Genomic DNA, 24,141 nt, shown 5'->3' with positions numbered 1-24,141 from the left:
GCCGTCCGCTGGTCGCGAACGATCATCCGTGCGCGAACCGACACGTCTTGTACCGCACGCCCGGCCTGTGTAACCGGTTACAGGCAACGGTCAACGCGAAAAGCCGGAAGCATCCGTGCAAGCGCGGACGCTGGACGATAGCAGATCAGGGGAGAGGCTGGAACATGACGGATCACACCATTTCGCGCCGCGCGGCGCTGCTCGGCGCGGGCGCGGTCGCCGCCTGGGCGGCCAGCCCGGCGCGCGCGCTGCTGGCGCAGGCGGACGGCGTCGCACTGCCGCCGCGGGTCGAGGCGATCCTCGCCGCGATGACGCTGGAGGAAAAGGCGGGTCAGCTGCAGCTCAACGCCGCGGCCTGGAGCGGTGGCGTCGCCACCGGCCTCAACCCGCCGTCGAACGGGCCGAGCTTCGACGGCCAGGTCGCGGATGCGGTCGCGGGCAAGCTGACCGGCGTGTTCAACGGCAATGGCGCGGAAATGGCGCGCCGCATGCAGGCCGCGGTGATGCGCGATTCGCGCCTGAAGGTGCCGCTGATCTTCGCCGCAGACGTCATCCACGGCCACCGCACCATCTTCCCGGTGCCGGTTGCCGAGGCGGCCAGCTTCGACCCCGATCTGGCGATGCGCACCGCGCGCATGGCGGCGTTCGAGGCGGCGGCAGCCGGCATCGACTGGACCTTCTTCCCGATGGTCGACATCGCGCGCGACCAGCGCTGGGGCCGCACGATGGAGGGCGCGGGCGAGGACGTGTTGCTCGGCAACCTGTTCGCCGCGGCGCGCGTGAAGGGCTTCCAGGGCAAGAGCCTCGACGCGAACGATGCCGTCATGGCCTGCGTCAAGCATTTCGCCGCTTATGGCGCGGCGGAAAGCGGCCTCGACTATAATATCGTCGACCTGTCCGAACGGACGCTGCGCGAAGTCTATCTGCCGCCATACAAGGCCGGGTTCGATGCCGGCGCGATGAGCGGCATGGCCTCGTTCAACGAGATCGACGGCATCCCGTCCACGGGCAACCCCTGGCTGATGAAGCAGGTCCTGCGCGATGAGTGGAAGTTCCCGGGCATCATCGTGTCCGATTACACCGGCGACGAAGAGATGATCGCCGCGGGCTTCGCCAAGGACGGCAAGGACGCCACGCGCATCGCCTTCCTGGCGGGCGTCGATATGAGCATGCAGTCGAACTATTACGCACAATACCTCCCCAGTCTGGTGCGTGAAGGCGTGGTGCCGCAGGAGGTGCTCGACCGGTCGGTCCGCCGCGTCCTCGCGGTCAAGCAGATGCTCGGCCTGTTCGACGACCCCTTCCGCCGCATCGACCGCAAGCGTGAGGTGGCGCGGTCGCGGACCAAGGCGGCGATCGCGCTGTCGCGCGAGGCGGCGCAGAAATCGATGGTGCTGCTGAAGAACGACGGCGACCTGCTGCCGCTCGACCCCGCCCGCAAGATCGCGCTGATCGGCCCCTTTGCCAGCGGCCAGCACGACCTCAACGGACCGTGGGTCGTCTATGGCGACAACAAGCAGGCGATCGACCTCGCCACCGGCCTGCGCAACGCGGGCGCCGCCAATGTCACGGTGACGCAGGGGTCGAACGTCGAGGAGTCGCTTGCCGGCGGTATCGACGCGGCGGTCGCGGCGGCGCAGGCGGCGGATGTCGTCGTGCTCGCGATCGGCGAGAGCGAGAATATGTCGGGCGAGGCGCAGTCGCGTACCTCGATCACCGTGCCCGCGCCGCAGATGGCGCTCGCCGAAGCGGTGGCGAAAACGGGGAAGCCGATCGTCGTGCTGCTGAAGAACGGCCGCGGCCTGGCGCTGGAAGGCGCGGTGAAGGACGCAGCTGCGATCCTCGTCACCTGGTTCCTCGGCTCGGAAACCGGCAATGCCATCGCCGACGTGCTGTTCGGCAAGGTCGGGCCCTCGGGTCGCCTGCCGCTGAGCTTCCCCTACGAAAGCGGGCAGGAGCCGTATTATTACGCGCACAAGGCGACCGGCCGCCCCGCCCCCGCCGGCCCGCGTCAGCCGTACAAGGCGCAATGGCGCACCGCGCCCAATGCCGCGCTATACCCGTTCGGCCACGGCCTGACCTATGGCGCGGTCAGCTACGACGCGCCCGTCGTGCCCGCGACGCTGCCATGGGATGGCAAGATCACCGTGTCCGCCACGGTGACCAACACCGGCAAGCGCGCGTGCGAGGAACTGGTACAGCTGTACATCCACGACCGTGTCGCCAGCATCACGCGGCCGGTGCGCGAGATGAAGGCATTCCGCAAGGTCGCGCTGAAGCCCGGCCAGAGCGAGACGGTGACGTTCACGCTCACCCGCGCGCAGCTGGAATTCCTGGGCAAGGATCTGGCGCCAACGGTCGAGCCGGGCACGTTCGACGTCTGGATCGCGCCGTCCGCCCAGGCCGACGGCGTCCACGGAACGTTCGATCTGGTCCGCTGAATGCCCATAGCGTGATGACAGGGCGTTGATCCCACCGCACCGTTCGCCCTGAGCCTGTCGAAGGGCGGGGCGCCCCTTGCAAGGTCTGTCCTTGCGGGCGCCTGTGCTTCGACAGGCTCAGCACGAACGGTTCTCCGTCATGCCGTCCGGCTTTATGGCTACCGACGCGGGCGGATCGGGTTGAAGGCCATTACCAGCGCGGACAGCGCGAAGCAGGCCAAGGGGATCAGCGCGATCGTCGTCCGCATCGTCGCCAACATCTCGGGCGTCTGCGCCACATTGGCGACATAGCCCGCCTGTCCGAACGCCTGGCCGATCACCACCGTCGCCAGGCCGATCGCAACCCGCTGCAACAGCGCGGCGAGGCCGAACAGCGTGCCCTCGACCCGCACGCCGGTGGTGCGCTGGCCATGGTCGACCGCATCGGGCAGCATCGCCCAGAAGGCGAAGTGCAGGCCGACCGTCGCCGCCTGCATCGCGATCAGGAACAGCTGCGCCGTGCCCGCTCGGGTGACATCGGCCAGTGCGAAGACGATCAGGCCGGCGGCGCACAGGCCGACCGCGACGAACCACAGCCGCCGCACGCCGATGCCGCGCGCCACCGCCATCCACGCCGGCACCGCCACCGCGCTCACCGCCATCATCGATGCCAGCGCCAGCTGCCCCGCGCCCTCGTCGCCGACCGCATATTTGAAATAATAGAGCACCGATTTGTTGAGCACGGTGGTCGCGACGATCATCGCCATCATCGCCCCCGCCAGCGTCACGAACGCCCGGTTGCGCGCTGCCAGCAACAGCGAGGTGCCGATCGAGGGCACCGGCCCTACCGGCCCGTCCTGCGCGGCGATCGCATCGCGGAACGTCCAGCCGACCCCGACCAGCACGAGGCTGGCGATGCCGGCGAACAGCCAGGCCGCGCCCAGGAAGGCGCGCGGCCCCTCCCCCACCTGCATCAGCGCGCCACCCAGCGGTACCGTACCGATCGCCACGACCACTGCGGCGAGCGTGCCCGCCAGCATCCGCAAACCCGCGACGAACGACCGGTCGCGATCGTCGCCGCTCACCCGCGCCGACATGGCGAGATAGGGGATGTTGACGCAGGCGTAGGCGGTACGGAACAGCAGATGGCCGACGACGACGAACACCGTCGCCGCCACGCCCGTCACCGGCGGCGGCGCATAGGCGGCGACGAAGGCGAGCCCCAGCGGCACCGCGCCCCCGACCAGCGCCAGGCGATAGCGGCCGGGCGCGGCGTGCCGATCGACCAGCGCGCCGACCGCGAAACTGACGATCCCGTCCCACACCGATGCGGCGAAATAGATCGCCGCCGCCGTCTCCACCCCGATGCCGAGCGCGTCGGTGTAATAGAACAGCAGGTAGAGCATCGCGCTCTGCCAATAGAGATTGAAGGCGAAGTCGCCGGCCGCAAAGCCCGCAAGGCGCCATCGGCCGACACGGCCCGGCTCACGCTGTTCCTGCTCCATCCCCGCCCCATCGACCGCGCGCGCGGCGATGTCGAGAGGGCGTTACCCCAGCGTCCGGTCGAGCCAGCCCGCGAACAGCTGCGGCCACAGGCCGGCGGGCGCATTGTCGGGACCGATGCCGTATCCGTGGCCGCCCTCTTCGAAAAAGTGCGCCTCTGCCTTCACCTGTGCGGCCTTCAGCGCGGTGAGGAACAGCTCGCTATTCTGCCACGGCACCGCGCCGTCATCCATCGAATGCGCGAGGAAGGTCGGCGGGGTCGTCGCGGTGACATGCTGCGCAGGCGAACGCCGCGCCACCAGCGCCGCATCCGGGTTCGGCCCCAGCAGCAATTGCGCGGACAGCGGATGGGTAAGCGGCGGCGCGGCGGCGATCACCGGATAGAGCAGCCCGCCGGCATCCGGTCGTGCGCTGCCCCGGTCCGCCGCGTCGCGTGGCGCATAGACGCGCTCGTCATACCCCGTCAGCAGCGAGGCGGCGAGGTGCCCGCCCGCCGAAAAGCCCAGCACCGCGACCTTGGCGGGATCGACGCCATATCGCGCCGCCCGCGCGCGGATCAGCCGCATCGCACGCTGCGCATCCTGCAACGGGACGTCGGCACGCGGCGTCCAGCCCTCGCCGGGCAGGCGATAGGTCAGCACGAACACGGTATAGCCCAATCTGGCGAACACGTTCGCCACGCCGACCCCCTCGTTGCGGATCGATACGAAGCTGTAGGCGCCGCCCGGCATGACCAGCAACGCCCGGCCGTTCGGCTTGGCGGGCTGGAAGACGTGCAGGTCGGGCATCGTCACGCCGGTGACGAACGTGGGGCCGCGCCGGTCGAGGTCCTTGCGCGCCACGAACGGGCCGCCCGGCGGTGCTCCGTCCCACAAGGGTATCCGCTCCGCCGCTTCCCAGGCCGGCGGCAGTTCGCCGCCGCCCGGCGGCGTGTGCAACGGCTCGCGCGCCGCGGATGCCGCACCGGCCACCATCGCGGCCGCGCCCGCGCCCAGCAGCAGCGCGCGCCGATCGATCCGTCCCGTGGCGTCGTCCATGCGGCCCCTCCCTCGTCACTCTGGCCCAGACGGATGCCATAGCGGAGTCCCGGTGCATAGGCCGTCGCTGCCCCGGCCACGATGCCGGAATGCGACCAGTGGCGATTGCCTTGGTGCGTCGCGGGAGTAAGAGGCGAGGCCGTGACCGCTACCGCCCTCGCCCGCCGGACCCGCGTCCTGTTCGCCGCTTGTGCGCTCGCCGCAATGGGTGTCGGCAACGCCGGGGCGCAATCGACGGGGTTCGATCTGGCAGGCCCGTCGCTGACGGTCAGCGTCACGCACGGCGGCGTCACGCTCCCTTTGTCGCAAGTGCCCAATCTGGCGGTGGGCGACCGCATCCGCGTCGCGGTCGACCTGCCGCGGGCGCAGGGCGCGCGCTACCGGCTGGTGCTCGCTTTCCTGCGCGGCGCGACCAATCCGCCGCCCAAGGACTGGCTGTTCGACGCCGAACCGTGGAAGGCCAAGAAGGCGACGATCGACGCGACCGTCCCCGCGGGCGCCGAACAAGCGATCGTGCTGCTGGTCCCCGATACCGGCGGCGCGCTGGATGCCGTGTCGTCGGCGATCCGCGGGCGACCCGGTGCGTTCGTGCGCGCATCGCAGGAGCTGAATCAGGCGATGCTCGACCGGGCGCGGCTGGAGACGTTCATCGCCAACGTCACCCATCGCGATCCGGCAGAGCTGGCCGACGTCTCGCCGCAGCTCGCGCGCAGCCTTGCGGTAAAGCTCGATACCGACTGTCTGCTGCGCCAGCCCGATGCGCGCGCCGCCTGCCTGACGCAATCGAGCAACGCCGCCGTGCTCGCCGATGCGCAGACCAGCTCGATCGCGCAGACCCTGGCCGGGACGCCTGCCGACATCGCCTTGCAGCTCAGTTCGACGCCCCAGGCGGGCTATGGCTATTACAGCCCCTATATCGGCGTGATCCGCGACGTCGTACGCCTGTTCGGCGCGTTCCAGTCGGCGCAGCTCCAGTTCATTCCGGCGCTCGGTGTGCAGCATGACGCGAGCACTGCGTTGCTGCTCAACACCGTGCCCTCGTTCCGCAAGCCGCAATCGGTGCTGGTCGCCGCGCTGCCCGGCGTCGCCGCGCCGATCCTGCCGCCGCTGTCGGCGCGGGTGGAGGGCGCGCTGTGCGCCAGCCGGCCCGGATTGCTGCTGCCCGTCGCAGGGGCGCCTTTGGTGTTCGCGACCCGCTATGCCCGCGACCTGTCGCTGCGCGTCAAGAGCGCGGACGGACAGGTGCGCGAGGTGCCGCTGACGATCGATCCGGTCGGCGGCGGCTTCGTCGTCAGCAAGACCGACGGTGCCTTCGGACCCAGCGCGGACGCGACGGTCCACGGCCTGTGGGGCTATCAGCCGTTCGAGGGGCCGACGTTCCGACTGGTGGCGACCGCGGGTCGCACGTGGCGCGTGGCGGACGACGCCACGCTGATCGTCGGGCGCGAAACGCCGCTCCGGCTGGTCGGCGGCGCGGCGCCCTGCGTCACGCGCGTGGTGCTGGAACAGGCGGACGGTGCCGCCCGCCCGGTCGCCTGGACGGCAGCCGATGCAGACAGCCTGGCGCTGAAGGTGCCGCTGGCCGATGCGACGCCGGGGCCGGTGACGCTGGCGCTGTACGGCTATGGATCGGACCAGCCGCAACGGCTGGCCTTGCGGACCTTCGCCGAAACGAGCCGGATCGCCGGGTTCGACCTGCACGCGGGCGACCGACAGGGTGTGCTGACCGGCACGCGGCTGGATCAGGTCGCCAGCCTGGACATGGCGGGCGTACTCTTCCGGCCTGGCGCGCTCGAACGGTCCGGCACGGGCGACCGGCTGCCGATGGTGACGGACATGGCCGATGTCGGCGCCTTTCAGCCCAAGCAGGCGCGCGAGGCGAAGGTGACGCTGCGCGACGGCCGCCAGATCGCGCTGAAGGTGACGATCGGCGCACCCCGCCCGCAGGCGACGCTGGTCGCGAAATCCGTGGAACGGGTCGGCCCCGCCCCCGCTTTGCCGATCGCGCTGACGGGGGACGATCTGGTGCCGCAGGATGCGCGGCTGACCTTCTCGCTGCGGGTAGCGGGCGACGCGCGCCTCTCGCCCGGCGATGCGGTGGAGGTGACGGCAAGCGACGCCTCGCGATCGGTGACGGTGCCGCTGCAGCTCCAGGATGCGGAGGTGGGGATCGCGTCTCTCGTCCCCGCCACCGCGCTCGGCGCATCGGCGCATGGGGCGCTGCGCTTCCGACTGGTGCAAGGCAGCGTTGCGGGTCCGTGGCAGCCGCTCGCGACGCTGGTGCGCCTGCCGACGCTGACCGCCTGGCACTGCCCGAAGAGCGGGGCCTGCACGCTGACCGGTGACGCCCTGTTCCTGATCCGCAGCATCGCCAGCGGCGGACAGAGCGTGCCGGTGCCGGACGGATTTACCGGCGCCTCGATTCCCGTGCCGGCCCCGGCGGACGGGACGCTGAGGCTGACGTTGCGCGATACGCCGCAGCCGGTGGTGACGGTGCGTCTGGCGCCATAGCCGGACAGGACGGCACCACGCGCGGCGCGTGCGCGTGCTCCCACCGGAAGATGCCAGCCTTCATCGGGATGACCGCCTAGGGGTCCCCGCTGCCCGCTAACGCCAGCCGGGCAGGTTGGCGGCGATCACCGCGCCGATCCGATCGGCGATGATGCGCTGATCGCCGAGCGAGGGGTGCGCGTTGCAGCCCCCGAAGGCGAGGCCCGTCACCGGCACGAAGACGATGCGGCGATCCCCCGCCGCGCGCATCGCGGCGACCACCTTGCCTTCCTCCGCCGCGATCTCGCCATCGGCGAGGTCGGTCGCCCATAGAACGATCAGCGCATCCGGATCGCGCGCCCGCAGCGTCCGCAGGAAGCGCAGATAGGTCGCCTCATAATCGGCGTGCAGCGCCGCGCGCGTCGCCCATCGCTCACCGGCATGCAGCGGCGTGCTGAAGTCGTTGGTGCCGAGCGCCGCGACGATCACCTGCGGGTGCCACTCCGGCTCCGACGCCTGCGTAACGCGATCGAACAGCACATACGGATAGGCCTCGGGCAGTTTCGGTGCTGCGAAGCCATTATAGTTGCGCACGACGCCGTGGCCGGAAATCGCGTTCACCTGATAATCCGCCCCATAACGCCGGGCCAGCATCGCACCGAAGCCGCGGGACGTGTCGGTCGTCGCCCACACATCCGCCTCCGAGCAGGTGCGTGTGAGCGATGTGACACCATAGCCGACGGTGTGTGAGTCCCCCACGAACTCGATCTGCCGCGCACGGCGGGGCAGCGGCGCCGCCACGGTGCCGGGCTCCGCGTAGAAAGGGCCGAGGCCCGTCGGCGCCGCCTGGCTTTCGGATGCGACCTCGACCCGTACGACATGGCGCGCGTCCGACAGCCCGCCGATCCGGTAGAGCCCCGGCGCGGGCTTGACGAGCGTGTCCACCACCTGCCCGTCGACGAGAACATGGAGCGCCACCTCCCCCGCGCCCACCCGGACCAGCACGGCGCTGCCGCGCACCGCCGTTTCCATATAGCCGCCCGGCCACTGGCGGACGATTTCCCCTCCGTCCCGCGCCGCGCGCCCATGGACCGCCATCGGCAGCGCGGTGAGGCGCGGCGGCGGGGTCGATACGCGCGTGACGCGTTGCGCCAAGCCCGCGGCGGGCGCGGCCGCGATCAGGACCACGCCGGCCAGCCATCCCGTCATCGCCCGTCGCATCACCCTCATCCTCTCCGCCGTGGGGACTCGTCATGGCAGAGGAAGCCCGGCAACGCCAAGGGCGCCTGCGCCGCGCCACCGTGTCTCTTAACGGCCACATGTCCACTGCAATCGCAATCGATTGAAAATGATCATTGCAATCGATTGCCGTCGTGCTATTGCCAGTTCTGCAGACTTCGAAAGAGAGTCGGTGTCAGGGAGGATCGCATGAAGGCTCGCCATTATCTGTTGACCACTGCCGCGCTGCTGATCGCCGGCACCGCCCATGCGCAGGTCGCGCCCGCGCCTGCCGACACGGCCGCGAACGATACCGCGCAGACCGACGCCGCGCCGGCGCCCGATCAGGGTCAGGACATCGTCGTCACCGGCGTCGCCCAGGGGCGCAATCGCCTCGACACGTCGATCTCGGTCAGCTCGCTTGACGCCGATCTCACCTCGAAGATCCCGCCGCGCAACACCGCCGAAATCCTGCGCAACCTGCCCGGCGTTCGCGTCGAGGCATCGGGCGGCGAAGGCAATGCCAATATCTCGGTCCGCGGCCTGCCCGTCGCCTCGGGCGGTTCGAAGTTTCTGCAATTGCAGGAAGACGGCCTGCCGGTGCTGGAATTCGGCGACATCATCTTCGGCAATGCCGACATCTTCATCCGCAACGACCTGTCGCTCGCCCGCATCGAATCGGTTCGCGGCGGCTCGGCCTCGACCTTCGCCAGCAACTCGCCCGGCGGCATCATCAACTTCATCTCGAAGACGGGCGAGAAGGACGGCGGCTCGTTCCAGCTGTCGAGCGGCCTCGACTATCGCGAATATCGCGCCGACTTTGCCTATGGCGGCCATATCGACGCCAACACCCGCTATGAGATGAGCGGCTTCTACCGGATCGGCGACGGTCCGCGCCACGTCGGCTATGACGCGATGCGCGGCGGCCAGATCAAGGCGAACATCACCCGCGAATTCGACGGCGGCTATATCCGCCTCTACGGCAAGTATCTCGACGACCGCAGCATCGCCTTCCTCCCCAACCCGGTGCGCGTGACGGGCAGCAACGGCGACCCGAACTACCAGAACGTCCCCGGCTTCTCGATCAACGAGGATACGCTGCACAGCCGCTACATCCAGTCGGTGCTGACGCTGGATGGTAACAACAACCCCGTCCGCCGGCAGATCGGCGACGGCATGCATCCAGACGTGAAGTCGGTCGGGTTCGAAGGGCAGTTCCGCATCGCCGACGGCTGGAACATCACCGAACGCTTCCGCTATTCGGCGATCTCGGGTGACTTCGTCTCGCCCTTCCCCGCCGCGGTGGGTGACGCGCAGACGACCGCCAATAGCTTTGCCGGCGCCAATGCGCAGCTGTTCTACGCCAGCGGCCCGCTCGCCGGACAGCGGATCACCAACCCGTCGGCGCTGGGCGGCAACGGCCTGCTCGCCAGCGTCGTGCTGTTCGACGTGAAGCTCAACAGCCTCGACAACATCACCAACGACCTGCGCATCAACGGCAAGGTCGATCTGGGCGGCGGCGCGCTGTCGATCGCGGCCGGCATGTATAATTCGCGGCAGGACGTGAAGACCGACTGGCTGTGGACGTCCTTCTTCCAGACGGTGCAGGGCGATGGCCGATCGGTGCTGGTCGACATCCGGAATGCGGCGGGCGTATCGCAGACGGCGGGCGGCACGCTCTATTCGGCGTCCTTCTTCGGCAATTGCTGCCGCCGCAGCTATGACGTGCGCTACACCACCAACGCGCCATTCGCGCAGCTGGGCTTCGAGGTCGGGCGGCTCAACGTCGATGCCAGCGTCCGCTACGACTTCGGCTCGGCCAAGGGCGGCATCCGCGGCGATCTGCCGGGCGCGGTTACGACGCGTGCACAGGACATGGATGGCAATGGCGTGATCTCGCCCGCCGAACAGACGGTGGCGTTCCTGCCCGCCAACCGCGCGCCGGTGAACTACGATTACAACTATCTGTCCTATTCGGCCGGCGCGAATTATCGCCTCAGCGACACGCTCGCGGTCTTCGCCCGCTACAGCCGCGGCGGCCGCGTCAACGCCGATCGCCTGCTGTTCGGCCCGCTGGTCAACACCACCACCGGCGCGCTCGTGAACGGCGCTAAGCCCTACGACTTCGTCAAGCAGGCCGAAGGCGGCGTGAAGTTCAACTCCGGCCCGATCGGCCTGTACGCGACCGTGTTCAACGCGCGGACGCAGGAGACGAACTACCTGCTCTCGCAGCAGCAATTCACCAGCCGCGATTACGAAGCGACCGGTGTCGAGCTGGAAGGCCGCTTCCGCCGCGGGCCGTTCTCTTTGACCGCCGCGGGCACTTATACGGACTCGAAGATCACGCGCGATGCGACCGACGCGACGCTGAACGGCAAGCGCCCGCAGCGGCAGGCGTCCTTCGTCTATCAGGCGACGCCGCAGGTGGACTTCGGCCGGATCAGCGTCGGCGCCAACGTCATCGGCACCACGTCCAGCTATACGCAGCCGGTCAACCAGCTGAAGATGCCGGCCTATACGCAGGTTAACGGCTTCATCGTGATCCGCCCGGCGGACAATGTCAGCATCAACGTCAACGCCAACAACATCTTCAACGTAAAGGGTATCACCGAAGCGGAAGACGCCGCGATCCCGGCCAATGGCCTGGTCCGCGCGCGCTCGATCAACGGCCGCACGATCGGCGCCGCGATCCGCTTCGACTTCTGACGCGCGAAGGCGGCAGGCGGAGACCGGCATCCCGGTCTCCGCCTGTGCCGTCACCTCCGATCCGCTATCGCTCCGTCCGGACGCACAGCATCGTCAGCCCGCCGCCCACCGCCAGGACGGCCAGCGCCAGCATCACGCCGACGAAATCGTGCGGCGTCGCAAAGACCCAGGCGAGCGGCGGCCCTAGCAAGGAGGGCAAGGTGTTGGCGAGGTTGAGCAGACCCAGGTCGCGCCCGCGATGGCGTGGATTGGGCAGCAATTGCATCGCGACGCCTGCGTTGAGCGCGACGAACACCGACGACCCCAGCGTATAAACGACGAATGCCGCCGCCCCGGCCGTCCATCCCCGCGCCAGCGCCATCCCTGCGAGCCCCGCCGCCGCGATCAGCGCGGCCAGCAGGATCGCGGGCTTCCGCCGTCGCGTCAGGTCGGACAGACGGCCCAGGATCAGCGCCGCGGGCAACGGGACGATGAACGCGATCGTCAGCAGGTGTCCGATCCGGCCGGGCAATCCGGCTCGCTCCGCCGCGGGCACGATGCTTTCGAAATAATAGAGCAGATAGGTCTGCGTCACGACCCCGGCGATCTGGACGAACAGGCGCGCCACGCCCGCGACGATCAGGTCGCGCCGCGATGCGCGCACGTCGCCACGCGGATCGCGATCCGCCACCGCGATGCGCGCGCGGGCCAGCAGGAGCGGCGCGATACAGGCGGCAACCGCCGCCGGCAGGATCGCGAACCGTGCCGCCTCCGTCAGCGTCGCCTGCCCGACCAGCACGGTCGAAACGATCGACGCGAGCGGTCCCCCAAGCGCGAACAGGCCGCCCGCGACGCCTTTCTGCGCGTCCGGCACCTCTTCCGCCATGATCGCCATCATCGGCGCGAGCAGCGCATTCACCGCGATTTGAAACGCAACGAGCGCCGCGACCAGTGCAACCGGCGTCGCCGCGACGATCAGACCGCCATAGCTCGCCGCGGTCGCGGCCACGCCGCCCGCCATCCACGCCCGTCGCCCGCCGCCGCGCGCCACCGACCGGTCGCTGAGCCAGCCGAACAGCACGTTCGATATGCTGGCGGCGATGGCACCGGCGAACACCGTGGCGGTGAAGACGCCGATCCGCGCCTCACCGCTCAGCCCCTCGACCTTGAGTGGCAGCAGCAAAGTCAGCAGCGGCAGATAGGCGATGACGCCACCGGCATTGGCCAGCGCCACCGCCCCGAGGAAGCCGGGCGAGCGCAAGGGAAATCGGGACGCCATCGCCCTCCCCTGCGCTCCTTTGCGCCGCCCGGCAATCCACGTCAGCGGCCGTGCCCTATGGCTTCATCGTCTGCGCTTCGAGCGTCGTGGTCGACACCATCGTACGATCCGCCGCATCCTGCGCCAGCGCGACCCGATAGCGGCCGCCCGCGATCCGCCAGCCGGGCAGTCCGGTGTCGTAATCGGCGACGATGCGCGGTTCGGCGGTCAGCGTCACGCGCCGCGTCTCGCCCGGCTTCAGGGCGAGGCGGGTGAAGGCGCCGAGGCGCATCGGCGTCGCGCCGTCGTCGCGCGCTACGTACATCTGCGGCACGTCCACGCCCTCGCGCCGTCCGACGTTGGTCACGGTGAACGTCACGCTCAGCGTCTTGCCGCCGGTCAACACCGGGTTGCTATAGGCGAAGCGCGTGTAGGTGAGGCCATGGCCGAACGGGAACAGGGGTTTCAGCCCCTTCTTCTCGTACCAGCGATAGCCGACATCGGCGCCCTCGACATACTCGACCGGAAAGCTTTGCAGCTGATAATTGGAGGCCGCCGCCGGGTTCGCCGCTGCCGCCGCCTGCAGGTCGGTCATTGTGTCGAGGCCCACCGGCCGCGGGCGCGGCGGCTGCGAGGCGTCGGCGGGGAAGGTGATCGGCAGGCGGCCGGACGGCGCGACCTTGCCGGTCAGGATTGCGGCCAGCGCCTCGCCGCCGCGCTGGCCCGGATACCAGGCCTGCACCACGGCCGGCACCTTGGCGATCCAGGGCATCAGCACCGGGCCGCCCGTTTCCATCACCGCGATCGTCTTCGGCTGAGCCTCCGCGATCGCAGCGATCAGCGCGTCCTGCTGGTTGGGCAGATGCAGGTCGGGCACGTCGTCCGCCTCGGTCGTCCATTGCGTCGCAAACACGATGGCGAGGTCCGCCTTGCGCGCGGCGTCCAGCGTCGCGTTGAAGTTGCGCCCGTCGACCCAATCGACCTTCACCCCCGGCAGCGCCTTGCGCAATGCGTCGAGCGGCGAGGAAGCGTGATAGGTGATCCGCGCGAACGAGGCCGATCCGCCGGTCGATAGCGGAATCTCCACCGGCGCCCCGCCGACCGACCGCACCTGGCTGGACCCGCCGCCCGACAGGACGCCGACATCGGCATTGCCGCCGATCACGACGATCCGCTTGGCGGTGCGCGCGATCGGCAACAGGTCGCCCTGATTCTTCAGCAGAACGATGCCCGCCTCGGCGGTACGCTGTGCGACCAGCGCATGCGCGGCGTAATCGGGCGTCACGGTGCGTGCGGGCACCGCCCGGTCGAACGCGCCCGTCTCGATCAGGCCGGTCAGATAGCGCGCGACCATGTCGTCCAGCCGCGCCTCGGAGACACTGCCCTTCGCCACCGCCTCGGCCAGCGGCGCGCCGAAATAGATGGCCTTGTCGAGTTCCTGCCCCGATTCCTGGTCGAGCCCCGCGTTGGCCGCCTTCACGGTCGAATGCACCGCGCCCCAATCGCTCATCACCCAACCGGGATAGTTCCAGTCGCGCTTCAGCACATCGGTCAGCAGGTGCTTGTTCTCGCACGCCCAGTCGCCGTTGACCTTATTGTACGCGCACATGACCGATCCGGGATGCCCCTTTTCGATCGCGATCTGGAAGGCGAGCAGATCGCTCATGCGCAGCGCCGCCTCGCCGATCCGCGCATCGACCACCATGCGGCCGGTTTCCTGCGAGTTGAGCGCGAAATGCTTGATCGTCGAGACGATGTTGTTCGACTGGACCCCGGCGATATGCGCGCCGCCCAGCGTGCCTGCGAGCAGCGGATCCTCGCCCAGATATTCGAAGTTGCGACCGTTCCACGGATCGCGCGTCAAATTGACGCCACCGGCCAGCAGCACATTGAAGCGCTTGTCGCGCGCCTCCGATCCGATCATCGCGCCGCCCGCCTGTGCGATCGCGGGATCGAAGCTCGCCGCCGTGGCGAGGCTGGAGGGTAGCGCGGTAGCGACGTCGCCCTTGCGCTGCTCCACCTGATTGGCGACGCCGAGCGACGCGTCGCTTTCGCGCACCAGCGGCACGCCGAGGCGCGGGATGCCGTCGATATGGCCGGCGGAGGGGATGAGTTCGTTCGGCGTCTTGCCCGCCGCCATCGGCGGGAACAGGCCGTGGACCAGCGCGAGCTTCTCCGCCTGCGTCATCCGCGCGACGATCCGGTCGGCGCGGGCACGGGGCGACGAGGGCCCGCGTGTTTCGTCGTTCGCCGGGGTTTGCGCTCTCGCCGAAGCCGCCTGTGCCGTTTGCGCCTGCGCCTGTGCGATCATGCCCGCTGCGACCAGCGCGATCGTCGCCAGCCCGCCGGCCATCCTTGCCTTCGTCACCGTCATCCTCCCGAATATCCGATTTTGGCCGCTTGTGTTGCATTTCTGCCAGCCTGTCCAGAGAACGTTCACAATTGCGGATCGCCCACCCCGGACACGTCTTGACACATTCGGGCCTTTGCACGAGTGAACGTTCCCAAGAAGCGCGGCGACAACCGCGCCCTTTTGTTATTGGGGAGGATTTCCATGCGCAGCGTCCATGCTCGCCTGCTTTCGCACTTCGCTATCGGCGTCTCGACCGCCGCCCTGATGCTGCCGGCTGCCGCCGCGGCGCAGGATGCCGCCGCCACCGTCGGCCAGACCGGCCCGGCGCAGACCGATCCGCAGCCCACCACCGCCGACGGCACCGCGGGCCAGGCCGATGGCGACATCGTCGTCACCGGCATCCGCGCCAGCTTGCGCGATTCGGTCAACATCAAGCGCAACGCCCAGGGCATCGTCGACGCGATCAGCGCCGAGGACATGGGCAAGTTCCCCGACACGAACCTCGCCGAATCGCTGCAGCGCATCACCGGCGTGTCGATCGACCGGTCGAACGGTGAAGGCCAGTTCGTCACCGTCCGCGGCTTCGGCGCCGACTATAACCTCGTCACGCTCAATGGCCGTCAGATGCCGACGTCGTTCATCGGCGACGGCAACAGCGCGCCGGGTTCGCGCGCGTTCGACTTCGCCACGCTCGCGTCCGAAGGCGTGGCCGCGCTGGAGGTCTACAAGTCCGGTCGCGCCAGCATTCCGACCGGCGGCATCGGCGCGACGGTCAACGTCCGCACCCCCCGTCCGCTCGACAAGCCCGGCCTGCGCGGGTCGATCGCGGCGCGCGGCGTCGTCGACACCTCGCAGAACGGCCGCAAGGACGTCACGCCCGAAATCTCGGGCATCATTTCCGATACGTTCGCCGACGACCGGATCGGGATCCTGATCAACGGCACCTACCAGCGCCGCAACTTCAGTTCGAACACCGCCAACATCGGTTGGCGCGACGGCTATCTGGGTAACGAGAACAACTGGGGGTCGCTGGCGATGCCGGGCGACCCGCGCTACGCCAATATAACCAACCGGCCGAAGGCGACCGACGTCTATCAGGTGCCGCAGAACGGCGGCTACGACGTCGTCAACGGCCGGCGCGAGCGCATCAACGGCCAGGCGGTTCTGCAATTCCGTCCGACCGACGATCTGACTGCGACGATCGACTACACCTACGCGCGCAACACGATCGACATTCGCGACAATAGCGTCGGCATCTGGTACAACCACAACGACACGCTGAGCGCGTGGACCAACGGCCCGGTCGCCGGCCCGATCTTCTACACAGAGCGCTTCGGCGCGGGCGAAACCAAGGATCTGGCCTATTCGGCGTCGCAGACGTCGGTGCGCAACGAAAACAAGTCGCTCGGCGGCAACCTGACGTGGAACGCCCCGGGTGGCGTGACGATGACGCTTGACGCGCATCACTCGACTGCCGAATCGAAGCCGAACAGCCCGTACGGCAACAGCAACTCGGTCGGCACCGCCGTCTTCGGCGTCCAGAACCAGACGCTGAACTTCGATCACGAACTGCCCGTGATCTCGTACAACATGTATTCGGGTATCGATCCGCTGAATGCGGCCAATATCGTCCCCACCGGCAACGCGTTCCGCAATTCCTATTTCCGCGACGAGATCAACCAGATCATGGTGCGCGGCCATTACGATCACGGCCACGGCTTCATGGACAGCCTGGACTGGGGCACCGAATATACCGACAACAAGGTGCGCTCGGCCTACAGCGTCCTGCAGAACGATACCTGGGGCGGCACCGGCGGCGACAGCCCGGCGCAGCGCGCCGCGGCGGCGGCATTGCTGCCCGACAATCTGTTCAAGCTGACCAGCATCCCCGATAAGTTCTCCGGGATCAGCGGCGCGAACGATCCGAACATCATCAAGTCGTTCTACAGCTTCGACCTGCCGAGCGTCGTCAAGCTGCTCGACCAGGCGTACAAGATCTGCGGTGGCAACGGCCAGTGCCTGATCCCGTACAACACCGATTCGCGCGTCCATGAAAAGACGATGTCGGCCTATGCTCAGTTCAACGGCAAGTTCGACCTGTTCTCGCGCACCGCGCACCTGATCGCCGGGCTGCGGTACGAACATACCGACGTTTCCGCGTCTGCGCTCGTGCCGACGCCGGTCGGCGCACGGCAGAATTCGCAGAACGAATTCAACGTGCTGTTCCAGGGCAGCGGCTTCACGACGTTCAAGGGCAGTTACGAGAACTGGCTGCCCTCGGTCGACTTCGACTTCCAGCCGCTGGAGAACGTCAAGCTGCGTGCATCGTATAGCCATACGATCGCCCGTGCGGATTACGGCAGCCTGCAGGGCGGTCGCCGGATCGACCAGCTGTTCCGCGTCGGTGGCGGCACCGGTGCGGTCGGCAACCCCAACCTCGTGCCCTACAAGTCGAAGAACATCGATCTGTCGGCGGAATGGTATTACACCCGCGACAGCTACATCTCGGTCGGCTACTTCCACAAGGACGTGTCGAACTACATCAGCACGACCCAGGTCAACACGACGATCCCGGGCATCACCACGCCGTATAACGGCCCCCGTTATCAGGCGGCGGTCGCAGCTCTTACCGCGCGTGGCCAGGATCTGACCTTCGCCAACATCCGCGATTACATCGGCACCAACTATCCGGGCTCGGTGGTCAACGGCACGATCATCGCGCAGGCGAATGATCCGCTGGTGAATTTCATCGTCTCGACGCCGTTCAACAGCAGCCAGACCGCCGCGATCGATGGCTTCGAATTCGCGATCCAGCACAATTTCTGGAACACCGGCTTCGGCACGATCCTCAACTACACGATCGTCAACAGCAATCAGAAGTACGACAACACCAAGCCCTCGAGCGTTGCGCAATTTGCGGTGCTGGGTCTGTCGGACAGCGCCAATGCCGTGCTGTTCTTCGATAAATACGGCATCAACGCGCGTGCGGCCTACAATTGGCGCAAGGGGTTCTTGGCCGCAGCGGGCACCAACCCGGTCTACGTCAACACCTATGGCCAGCTCGACGGCACGATCAGCTATGCGATCACGCCACGCGTCACGATCTTTGCCGAAGGGATCAACATCCTCGGCGAGAATCGCGGCGGCCACCTTCGCTCGGACCGCAACATCAATTTCGTGACCAAGCAGGATGCGCGCTACTCGGCGGGCGCCCGCTTCACCTTCTAAGTCCCCCACGGGCCTGCCAGCCTTCTCCCTCCAGAGAAGGCTGGCTTTTTTCGTGCAGGGACGGCACCCCTGCGCACGAGCAGATTTTGACCGAGAGTGGTGCGTTCGATGACCAGCCAGCACGCGATCCTGACCGCGGAGGCGCACCGCGATCTCGCCATCCGTACCGAGCGGAATGCGGCCCTCGGCGACGCCCAGATGTGCTGCATCACCGTCCCCACCGAATTCCGCGCGGTACAAGCCACCTACCCCATCCTCTTCAGGCTCAGTGACACGCGGGACCGTTTCACCGCGCTCGCCATGTTCGGCTTTGAAAATGGTGAAAACCTGTTCCTCGACGGCGATCGCTGGGACGCGCGCTATCGCCCCCTGGCGATGGAGATACAGCCCTTCCTGATCGGCGGCAGTGCCACGCATGAGGGACCGGGGCAGGTCCACATCGACCTGTCCTCCCCCCGGATCAGCGTTACGGGAGAGGGCACGCGGCTGTTCGACGAACTCGGCCAGCCCACCCCCTATCTGGATCGCATCGCCGGCCAGCTCGGTACGCTCGACGAGGGCTATCGCGCCGCCCCCGCCTTCTTCGCCGCGCTTCAGCGCTACGACCTGCTCGAACCCTTCACGCTTGACGTGACGCTGGACGACGGCGCCCGCAACCGGCTGGTCGGCTTCCACATCATCGATGAGGATCGGCTCGCGGCGCTCGACGCAGCGGCGCTCGCCGACCTGCACGCCGGCGGCCATCTGGAGCCCATGTATATGGCGATCGCCTCGCTGGCGCATCTCGGCGATCTGGTGGAGCGCCGCAACCGCCGCCTCTCCCATGGCTGAGGCGGATCCGGGGCCGCTGGCCGGCCTTGCCGCCGTGCCCGAAGTCACGGTTGCCGACGCCGCCGATCTCGACGCGCGGCTGCGCACGGCCGACACGCCCTTCGTCGTACGCGGGCTGGCGCGCGACTGGCCGCTGGTCCGCGCCGGCCTGCAATCGGCGGACACAGCGCGCGACTATCTGTTGCGCCATCATCGCGATCGCCCCTTCACCGTCGCGGTCGGCCAGCCAGGCAGTGGCGGCCGCCTGTTCTATGACGCCGCGATGGCGATGAACTTCCGCACGTTCGATGCGAAACTGCCCGAGATTTTCGCGCGCATCGCCTCCTTCGCCGGACAGGCGGAGGCGCCCGCCGTCTATCTCGCCTCGATCGACATGCACCAGTTTTTCGACGGGCTGCATGCCGCCAACCATATCGATCTGGGGACGCGTGAGCCGCTCGCCAGCATCTGGATGGGCACGCGCACGCGCATCGCCGCGCACAATGACGTGCCGGACAATCTCGCGGTCGTCGCGGTCGGGCACCGGCGCTTCACGCTGTTCCCGCGCGACCAGTTTCGCAACCTTCATCTCGGCCCCGTCGACAACACCCCCGCCGGCCGCGCGGTCAGCATGGTCGATTTCCACAACCCCGATCTCGCCCGCCATCCGCGCTTCGCCGAGGCGATGACGCATGGGCAAATGGTGGAGATGGCACCCGGCGACGCACTCTACATCCCGGCTTTATGGTGGCACCATGTCGAGGGGCTGGACGATTTCAACGTGCTGGTGAACTATTGGTGGCGCCAGACACCGCGCTGGATGGGCCAGCCGCAGGAGGCGCTCAACCACGCACTGATGGCGATCCGTGACCTTCCCGCCGACCAGAAGGCCCATTGGCGCGATATGTTCGACTATTACGTCTTCGACAATGACGACGCCGTGACGGCACATATCCCCGAAGGGGGCCGCGGCGTGCTCGACCCGATGACACCCGAGCTCGCCGCGCGGCTGCGCGCCTATCTGTTGCGGGCGCTCAGCCGATGAACGCCGTCACCCCGCGCCGTATCGTGATTGCCGGCGGCGGCACCGCCGGCTGGATGGCGGCCGCCGCCCTCACCCGCACGCTCGGCCGCACCGCGACCGTCACGCTCGTCGAATCCGATGCGATCGGCACCGTCGGCGTGGGGGAATCGACAATCCCGCCGCTCATCACCTTCAACCGACTGCTCGGCATCAACGAGGCCGAGTTTATGGCGGCGACGCAGGCGACGTTCAAACTGGGCATCCAGTTCGACGGCTGGAAAGGCCCCGACGACAGCTACTTCCACGCCTTCGGCCTGACGGGCAAGGACCATTGGGCCGCCGGCTTCCAGCATTTCTGGCTCGACGGTCAGGCGCGCGGCCATACCGAGTCCTACGACGACTATTGCCTCGAGCTGGTCGCGGCGCGCGACGGCAAGTTCGCGCATCTGCCCGACGACCGGATGAGCTACGCCTACCAGCTCGATTCGACACTGTACGGCCGCTTCCTCCGCCGCATGGCGGAAGGCGATGGCGCGACGCGGATCGAGGGGAAGATCGCCCGTGTCGACCTGGACGGCGAGAGCGGCGACATCGCCGCGCTGGTGCTGGACGGCGGCACGCGGGTGGAGGGTGACCTGTTCCTCGACTGCACCGGCTTTCGCGCGCTGCTGATCGAACAGGCGCTGCACGTCGGCTATGACGACTGGACCCATTGGCTACCGTGCGACGCGGCGATCGCTGTGCAAACCGAAAGCGTGCGCCCGCCCGTCCCCTTCACCCGCGCGATGGCGCATGACGCCGGCTGGCAGTGGCGCATCCCGCTGCAGCATCGCGTCGGCAACGGCATCGTCTATTGCAGCCGCTATCTGTCGCAGGACGCCGCGCTCGACCGCCTGCTCGGCAATCTCGAGGGCGCGGTGCTGACCGAGCCCAATCGCCTGCGCTTCGTCACCGGCGCGCGCCGCAAGCAATGGCACCGCAACTGTATCGCGATCGGTCTGGCGGGCGGGTTCATGGAGCCGCTGGAATCGACCAGCATCCACTTGATCCAGCGCGCGATCCTGCGGCTGATCCGCCTGCTGCCGCCGGCGGGTGCTATCTCGGCGCACGACATCGCCGAATTCAACGACCAGCAGCTGACCGACATGGATCAGATCCGCGACTTCCTGATCCTGCATTACAAGGTCACCGAACGCCGCGATTCCCCGTTCTGGCGTCAGTGCGCCGCGATGGACATCCCTGACAGCCTCGCCCAGAAGATCGGCCTGTTCCGCGAGACCGGCCGCGTCTTCCGCCGCAACGACGAACTGTTCGCGGAAAACAGCTGGATCCAGGTGATGCTGGGCCAGGGCATCGTGCCGCAGACACACCACCCGATCGCCGCCAAGCTGCCCGACGACGAACTCGCCCGCTTCCTCGGCGGCCTGCGCCAAGGCGTCGCGACGACGGTGCGCGGCCTGCCCGCCCATGCCGATTATGTCGCGCGCTATTGCGGCGCGGCGCCCGCCTGATGGTCCGCCGTCGTCAGGCGGTGACGATCCGCCACGTCGCCGCCGATGCGGGCGTCTCGCTCCAGACCGTCAGCCGCGTCATCAACAAGGAGCCGAACGTCCGGCCAGAGATGATGGAGCGCGTACAGGCATCCATCGCCAAGCTCGGCTACGTCCCCTCGATCGCGGCGCAGCGCATGGCGGGGTCGCGATCCTATCTGATCGTCGCGCTCAACGATCGCGAACGTACCATCGCCGGGTGGCGCAATCGCGAAGGCACCGACTGGGTCGACCAGATGCTGCTCGGCGGCATGCTGACCTGTGCCGAACACGGCTATCGCCTGATGGTCGAGCTGATCGACACGCATAGCGACCATATTGCGCGCGAATTGCTCGGCGCCATCGCCGCGCTGCAACCCGATGGCGTGATCCTGACCCCGCCGCATTCGGAAAACCCGCTGATCACGCAGCTGCTCGAGGCGCAGGGCATCAGCTTCGCGCGCATCGGCTCGCGCCAGCCCGGCAGCGGCTTTGCGGTGGCGATGGACGAGGATGGCGCCGCCCGGCTCGCAACCGACCATCTGATCAGCCTCGGCCACGAACGGATCGGCTTCATCGCTGGTCCCGATGATTATGCGTTGAGCGGCTGGCGTGTCGACGGCTGGCGCCAGGCGATGGCCGATGCACAGCTTTCGACCGACGGCCTGCTCGCGCAGGGCGATTTCGGCTTCGCATCGGGCCGCGCCGCCGCCACCTTTTTGCTGGACGGCGCGACCCCGCCGACCGCGATCGTCGCGAGTAGCGACCAGATGGCGCTCGCCACGCTGGAACTGGCGCGCGAGCGCGGCCTCGACGTTCCCGCCGACCTGTCGATCGTCAGCTTCGACGACACGCCGATCGTCCGCTTCGTCCACCCGCCGCTCACCGCGATTGTTCAGCCCATCGCCGAGGTCACCGCCAACGCCGTCGAGCGCGTCATCGCCGACAAAGCGGGTCGCGAACCCTCGACCGAACCGCTCATCGTCCCCGCGACGCTCGCGATCCGCGCCTCCACCGGCGCACCGCGTTAGCGGGCATCACCGCAGCGCCATCGCTCCGTCGCGACGCGGCGCGACGGCCTCCGGACGATCGATCAGATCGCGGATCGCGGCGGGATCGCCCTGATCGACGATGCCGAAGACCGGTGTGCGCGCCGCGCTGCGATCGGTCAGCGACAGCTCGTCGGCGGGACGGACGGCATAGCGATTGACCGCGTCGATCACCTCCTCCAGCGGCTCGCCGTGGAAGACGAGCTGGCCGCGCGTCCAGGCGTCGGCATCGGCGACGCCGACTGGTTCGGCCTGGCTGATGAAGCCCATGCGCGCGCCGCCCTGCTCCATCGTCCCGAACGCCACGCGTTCGCCTTTGCGTGCCAGCTTGGCGACCGGCGTGCCCTCGTCACGCGCATCGACCGCGACTGTCACGCGGACCGTGCCGTCGGTCACCGCGACATCGGCCGCCCGGCGACCGATCGTCACGTCGAAGGCGGTGCCGACCGCGGTCACCGCGCCGAACGGCGTCTGCACCACGAACGGCCGGCTGGTGTCGTGCGCCACCTGGAACAGGGCCTCGCCCCCCTCCAGCGCCAAGCGACGCCGGTCGGCCGTGAAGCTGACCGTCAGCGCGCTCCGGGCGCCCAGGATCACGGTGGAGCCATCGTCCAGACGGATGACCTTGCGCTCCGCCCGCCCGGCGACATAGCGCGTCGACGGCGCATGCGTGTCGCCATCCGCCAGCCACGGCTGCGTGCTGGTTCCGACCGTCAGCACCAGCGCCGCGGCCGCCGCCCATCCGATCCACACCGGCCGGCGCGGCACGTCGCGCACCGGCGCGGGGCGTGGCTGTTCGCCCAGCCAGTCCCAGAACGCGGCGGCCTCGGCGCGATCGTCGGGGTGGAGATCGTCGGCCCGCTCGCCGAGCAGCGCATCGAACACCGCATCGCGGCGCCGGCCCAGATCGTTACGATCGCTCACGGCGTCACCTCGCGCAGATGGCCCAGCCGGGCGTAGAGGTGGCTGACCGCATGCGTCAGATGCTTCTGCACCATGCGCGGGCTAATCCCCAGCGCGCGGGCGATATCGCCCGTCCCCATTTCATCGAAGCGGCGCATCACGAAGATCGTGCGTGCCCGCGGACTGAGTTCGGCGAGCGCGGCCTCCAGCGCCTGTTGCAGGTCGACGACGCGGCGGCGTTCCTCCTGTCGCGGCGCGATCGACGGATGCATCTCGTCGGTCAGCGGCACCACCACGAGCCCGCGGCGGCCGCGATCGGCGATCAGATTGGCGGCGATGCGGAACAGATAGGCCTGCGGCTCTTCGAGCGACCGCTGCTGTGCGGTGGCGATCAGCCGCGCGCATGCCTCCTGCACCAGATCCTCGGCCTCGTGCGGATCGGCGATGCGCCGCGCGACGAACGCCCGCAGCGCGGCACGATAGGCGCCGAGCGAGTCGGCCACGATCGTCGCGCGCTCCCCCTCGCCGGCCGGCGCCATCCGGTTGTTCGCATCCTGCTGCACGTCCGTGCGTCCCCCCTGTCCTCTATGACGCGGGTTCAGGCGAATCGCGAACCCCGCGACGTAAAAATGTA

At 68.4% G+C, this 24,141-nt stretch carries 15 protein-coding genes; 8 read left to right on the top strand and 7 right to left on the bottom strand.

Annotated features, from left to right (window positions below; genetic code table 11):
- Window positions 1–164 precede the first annotated feature (164 nt).
- Complete coding sequence (locus tag ACP690_RS08935) at window positions 165–2,441, top strand: glycoside hydrolase family 3 N-terminal domain-containing protein (protein WP_043059191.1); 2,277 nt, start codon at window positions 165–167, stop codon at window positions 2,439–2,441.
- Between the two features lie 158 nt (window positions 2,442–2,599).
- On the opposite strand, the gene ACP690_RS08930 is transcribed toward ACP690_RS08935, so the two are convergent.
- Window positions 2,600–3,925 (bottom strand): MFS transporter, encoded by a 1,326-nt coding sequence (locus tag ACP690_RS08930; RefSeq protein ID WP_426260871.1) that lies wholly within the window; start codon window positions 3,923–3,925, stop codon window positions 2,600–2,602.
- Window positions 3,926–3,967: 42 nt separating this feature from the next.
- On the bottom strand, window positions 3,968–4,960 hold the full coding sequence (locus ACP690_RS08925) for an alpha/beta hydrolase (RefSeq protein ID WP_426260870.1): 993 nt from the start codon (window positions 4,958–4,960) through the stop codon (window positions 3,968–3,970).
- Window positions 4,961–5,101: 141 nt separating this feature from the next.
- Between ACP690_RS08925 and ACP690_RS08920 the strand changes: the two genes are divergently transcribed.
- Window positions 5,102–7,471 (top strand): hypothetical protein, encoded by a 2,370-nt coding sequence (locus tag ACP690_RS08920; RefSeq protein WP_426260869.1) that lies wholly within the window; start codon window positions 5,102–5,104, stop codon window positions 7,469–7,471.
- A 96-nt stretch (window positions 7,472–7,567) separates the two neighbouring features.
- Here the strand turns inward: ACP690_RS08920 and ACP690_RS08915 are convergent, their stop codons facing one another.
- The gene (locus ACP690_RS08915; protein WP_426260868.1) at window positions 7,568–8,671 is read right to left on the bottom strand and encodes a GDSL-type esterase/lipase family protein; all 1,104 of its coding nucleotides are present in this window, start codon (window positions 8,669–8,671) and stop codon (window positions 7,568–7,570) included.
- A 207-nt stretch (window positions 8,672–8,878) separates the two neighbouring features.
- On the opposite strand from ACP690_RS08915, the gene ACP690_RS08910 reads away from it, so the two are divergent.
- Window positions 8,879–11,374: a TonB-dependent receptor domain-containing protein gene (locus tag ACP690_RS08910; protein WP_426260867.1), complete on the top strand. Its 2,496-nt coding sequence runs from the start codon at window positions 8,879–8,881 to the stop codon at window positions 11,372–11,374.
- Window positions 11,375–11,438: 64 nt separating this feature from the next.
- On the opposite strand, the gene ACP690_RS08905 is transcribed toward ACP690_RS08910, so the two are convergent.
- Window positions 11,439–12,632: an MFS transporter gene (locus ACP690_RS08905; RefSeq protein ID WP_426260866.1), complete on the bottom strand. Its 1,194-nt coding sequence runs from the start codon at window positions 12,630–12,632 to the stop codon at window positions 11,439–11,441.
- 55 nt (window positions 12,633–12,687) lie between these two features.
- A complete protein-coding gene (locus tag ACP690_RS08900; RefSeq protein ID WP_426260958.1) occupies window positions 12,688–14,964 on the bottom strand; it encodes a beta-glucosidase in 2,277 nt (758 codons plus the stop codon).
- 201 nt (window positions 14,965–15,165) lie between these two features.
- Between ACP690_RS08900 and ACP690_RS08895 the strand changes: the two genes are divergently transcribed.
- From ACP690_RS08895 to ACP690_RS08875, 5 genes are all read left to right on the top strand, one after another.
- Window positions 15,166–18,192, top strand: coding sequence for a TonB-dependent receptor (locus ACP690_RS08895; protein ID WP_426260865.1), 3,027 nt, complete (start codon window positions 15,166–15,168; stop codon window positions 18,190–18,192).
- A 108-nt stretch (window positions 18,193–18,300) separates the two neighbouring features.
- A complete protein-coding gene (locus ACP690_RS08890; RefSeq protein ID WP_426260864.1) occupies window positions 18,301–19,023 on the top strand; it encodes a SapC family protein in 723 nt (240 codons plus the stop codon).
- Window positions 19,016–20,047, top strand: coding sequence for a cupin-like domain-containing protein (locus tag ACP690_RS08885; RefSeq protein WP_426260863.1), 1,032 nt, complete (start codon window positions 19,016–19,018; stop codon window positions 20,045–20,047). Before ACP690_RS08890 ends, ACP690_RS08885 begins: the two co-directional genes overlap by 8 nt.
- Window positions 20,044–21,537, top strand: coding sequence for a tryptophan halogenase family protein (locus ACP690_RS08880; protein ID WP_426260862.1), 1,494 nt, complete (start codon window positions 20,044–20,046; stop codon window positions 21,535–21,537). The genes ACP690_RS08885 and ACP690_RS08880 overlap by 4 nt, the downstream gene beginning before the upstream one ends.
- A complete protein-coding gene (locus ACP690_RS08875; RefSeq protein ID WP_426260861.1) occupies window positions 21,537–22,586 on the top strand; it encodes a LacI family DNA-binding transcriptional regulator in 1,050 nt (349 codons plus the stop codon). The genes ACP690_RS08880 and ACP690_RS08875 overlap by 1 nt, the downstream gene beginning before the upstream one ends.
- Before the next feature lie 6 nt (window positions 22,587–22,592).
- Here the strand turns inward: ACP690_RS08875 and ACP690_RS08870 are convergent, their stop codons facing one another.
- Both ACP690_RS08870 and ACP690_RS08865 read right to left on the bottom strand, forming a co-directional pair.
- Window positions 22,593–23,528 carry a FecR family protein gene (locus ACP690_RS08870; protein ID WP_426260860.1) on the bottom strand — a complete coding sequence of 312 codons (936 nt, stop codon included), beginning with the start codon at window positions 23,526–23,528 and terminating at the stop codon, window positions 22,593–22,595.
- Window positions 23,525–24,070, bottom strand: a complete 546-nt coding sequence (locus ACP690_RS08865; protein ID WP_426260859.1) for an RNA polymerase sigma factor — start codon at window positions 24,068–24,070, stop codon at window positions 23,525–23,527. The genes ACP690_RS08870 and ACP690_RS08865 overlap by 4 nt, the downstream gene beginning before the upstream one ends.
- Window positions 24,071–24,141: the final 71 nt, after the last annotated feature.

It is taken from the genome of Sphingomonas sp. DC4900, assembly GCF_049896485.1.
Taxonomy (GTDB): Bacteria; Pseudomonadota; Alphaproteobacteria; order Sphingomonadales; family Sphingomonadaceae; genus Sphingomonas; species Sphingomonas aquatilis.
This window is presented reverse-complemented; position numbering and strand designations above follow the sequence as displayed.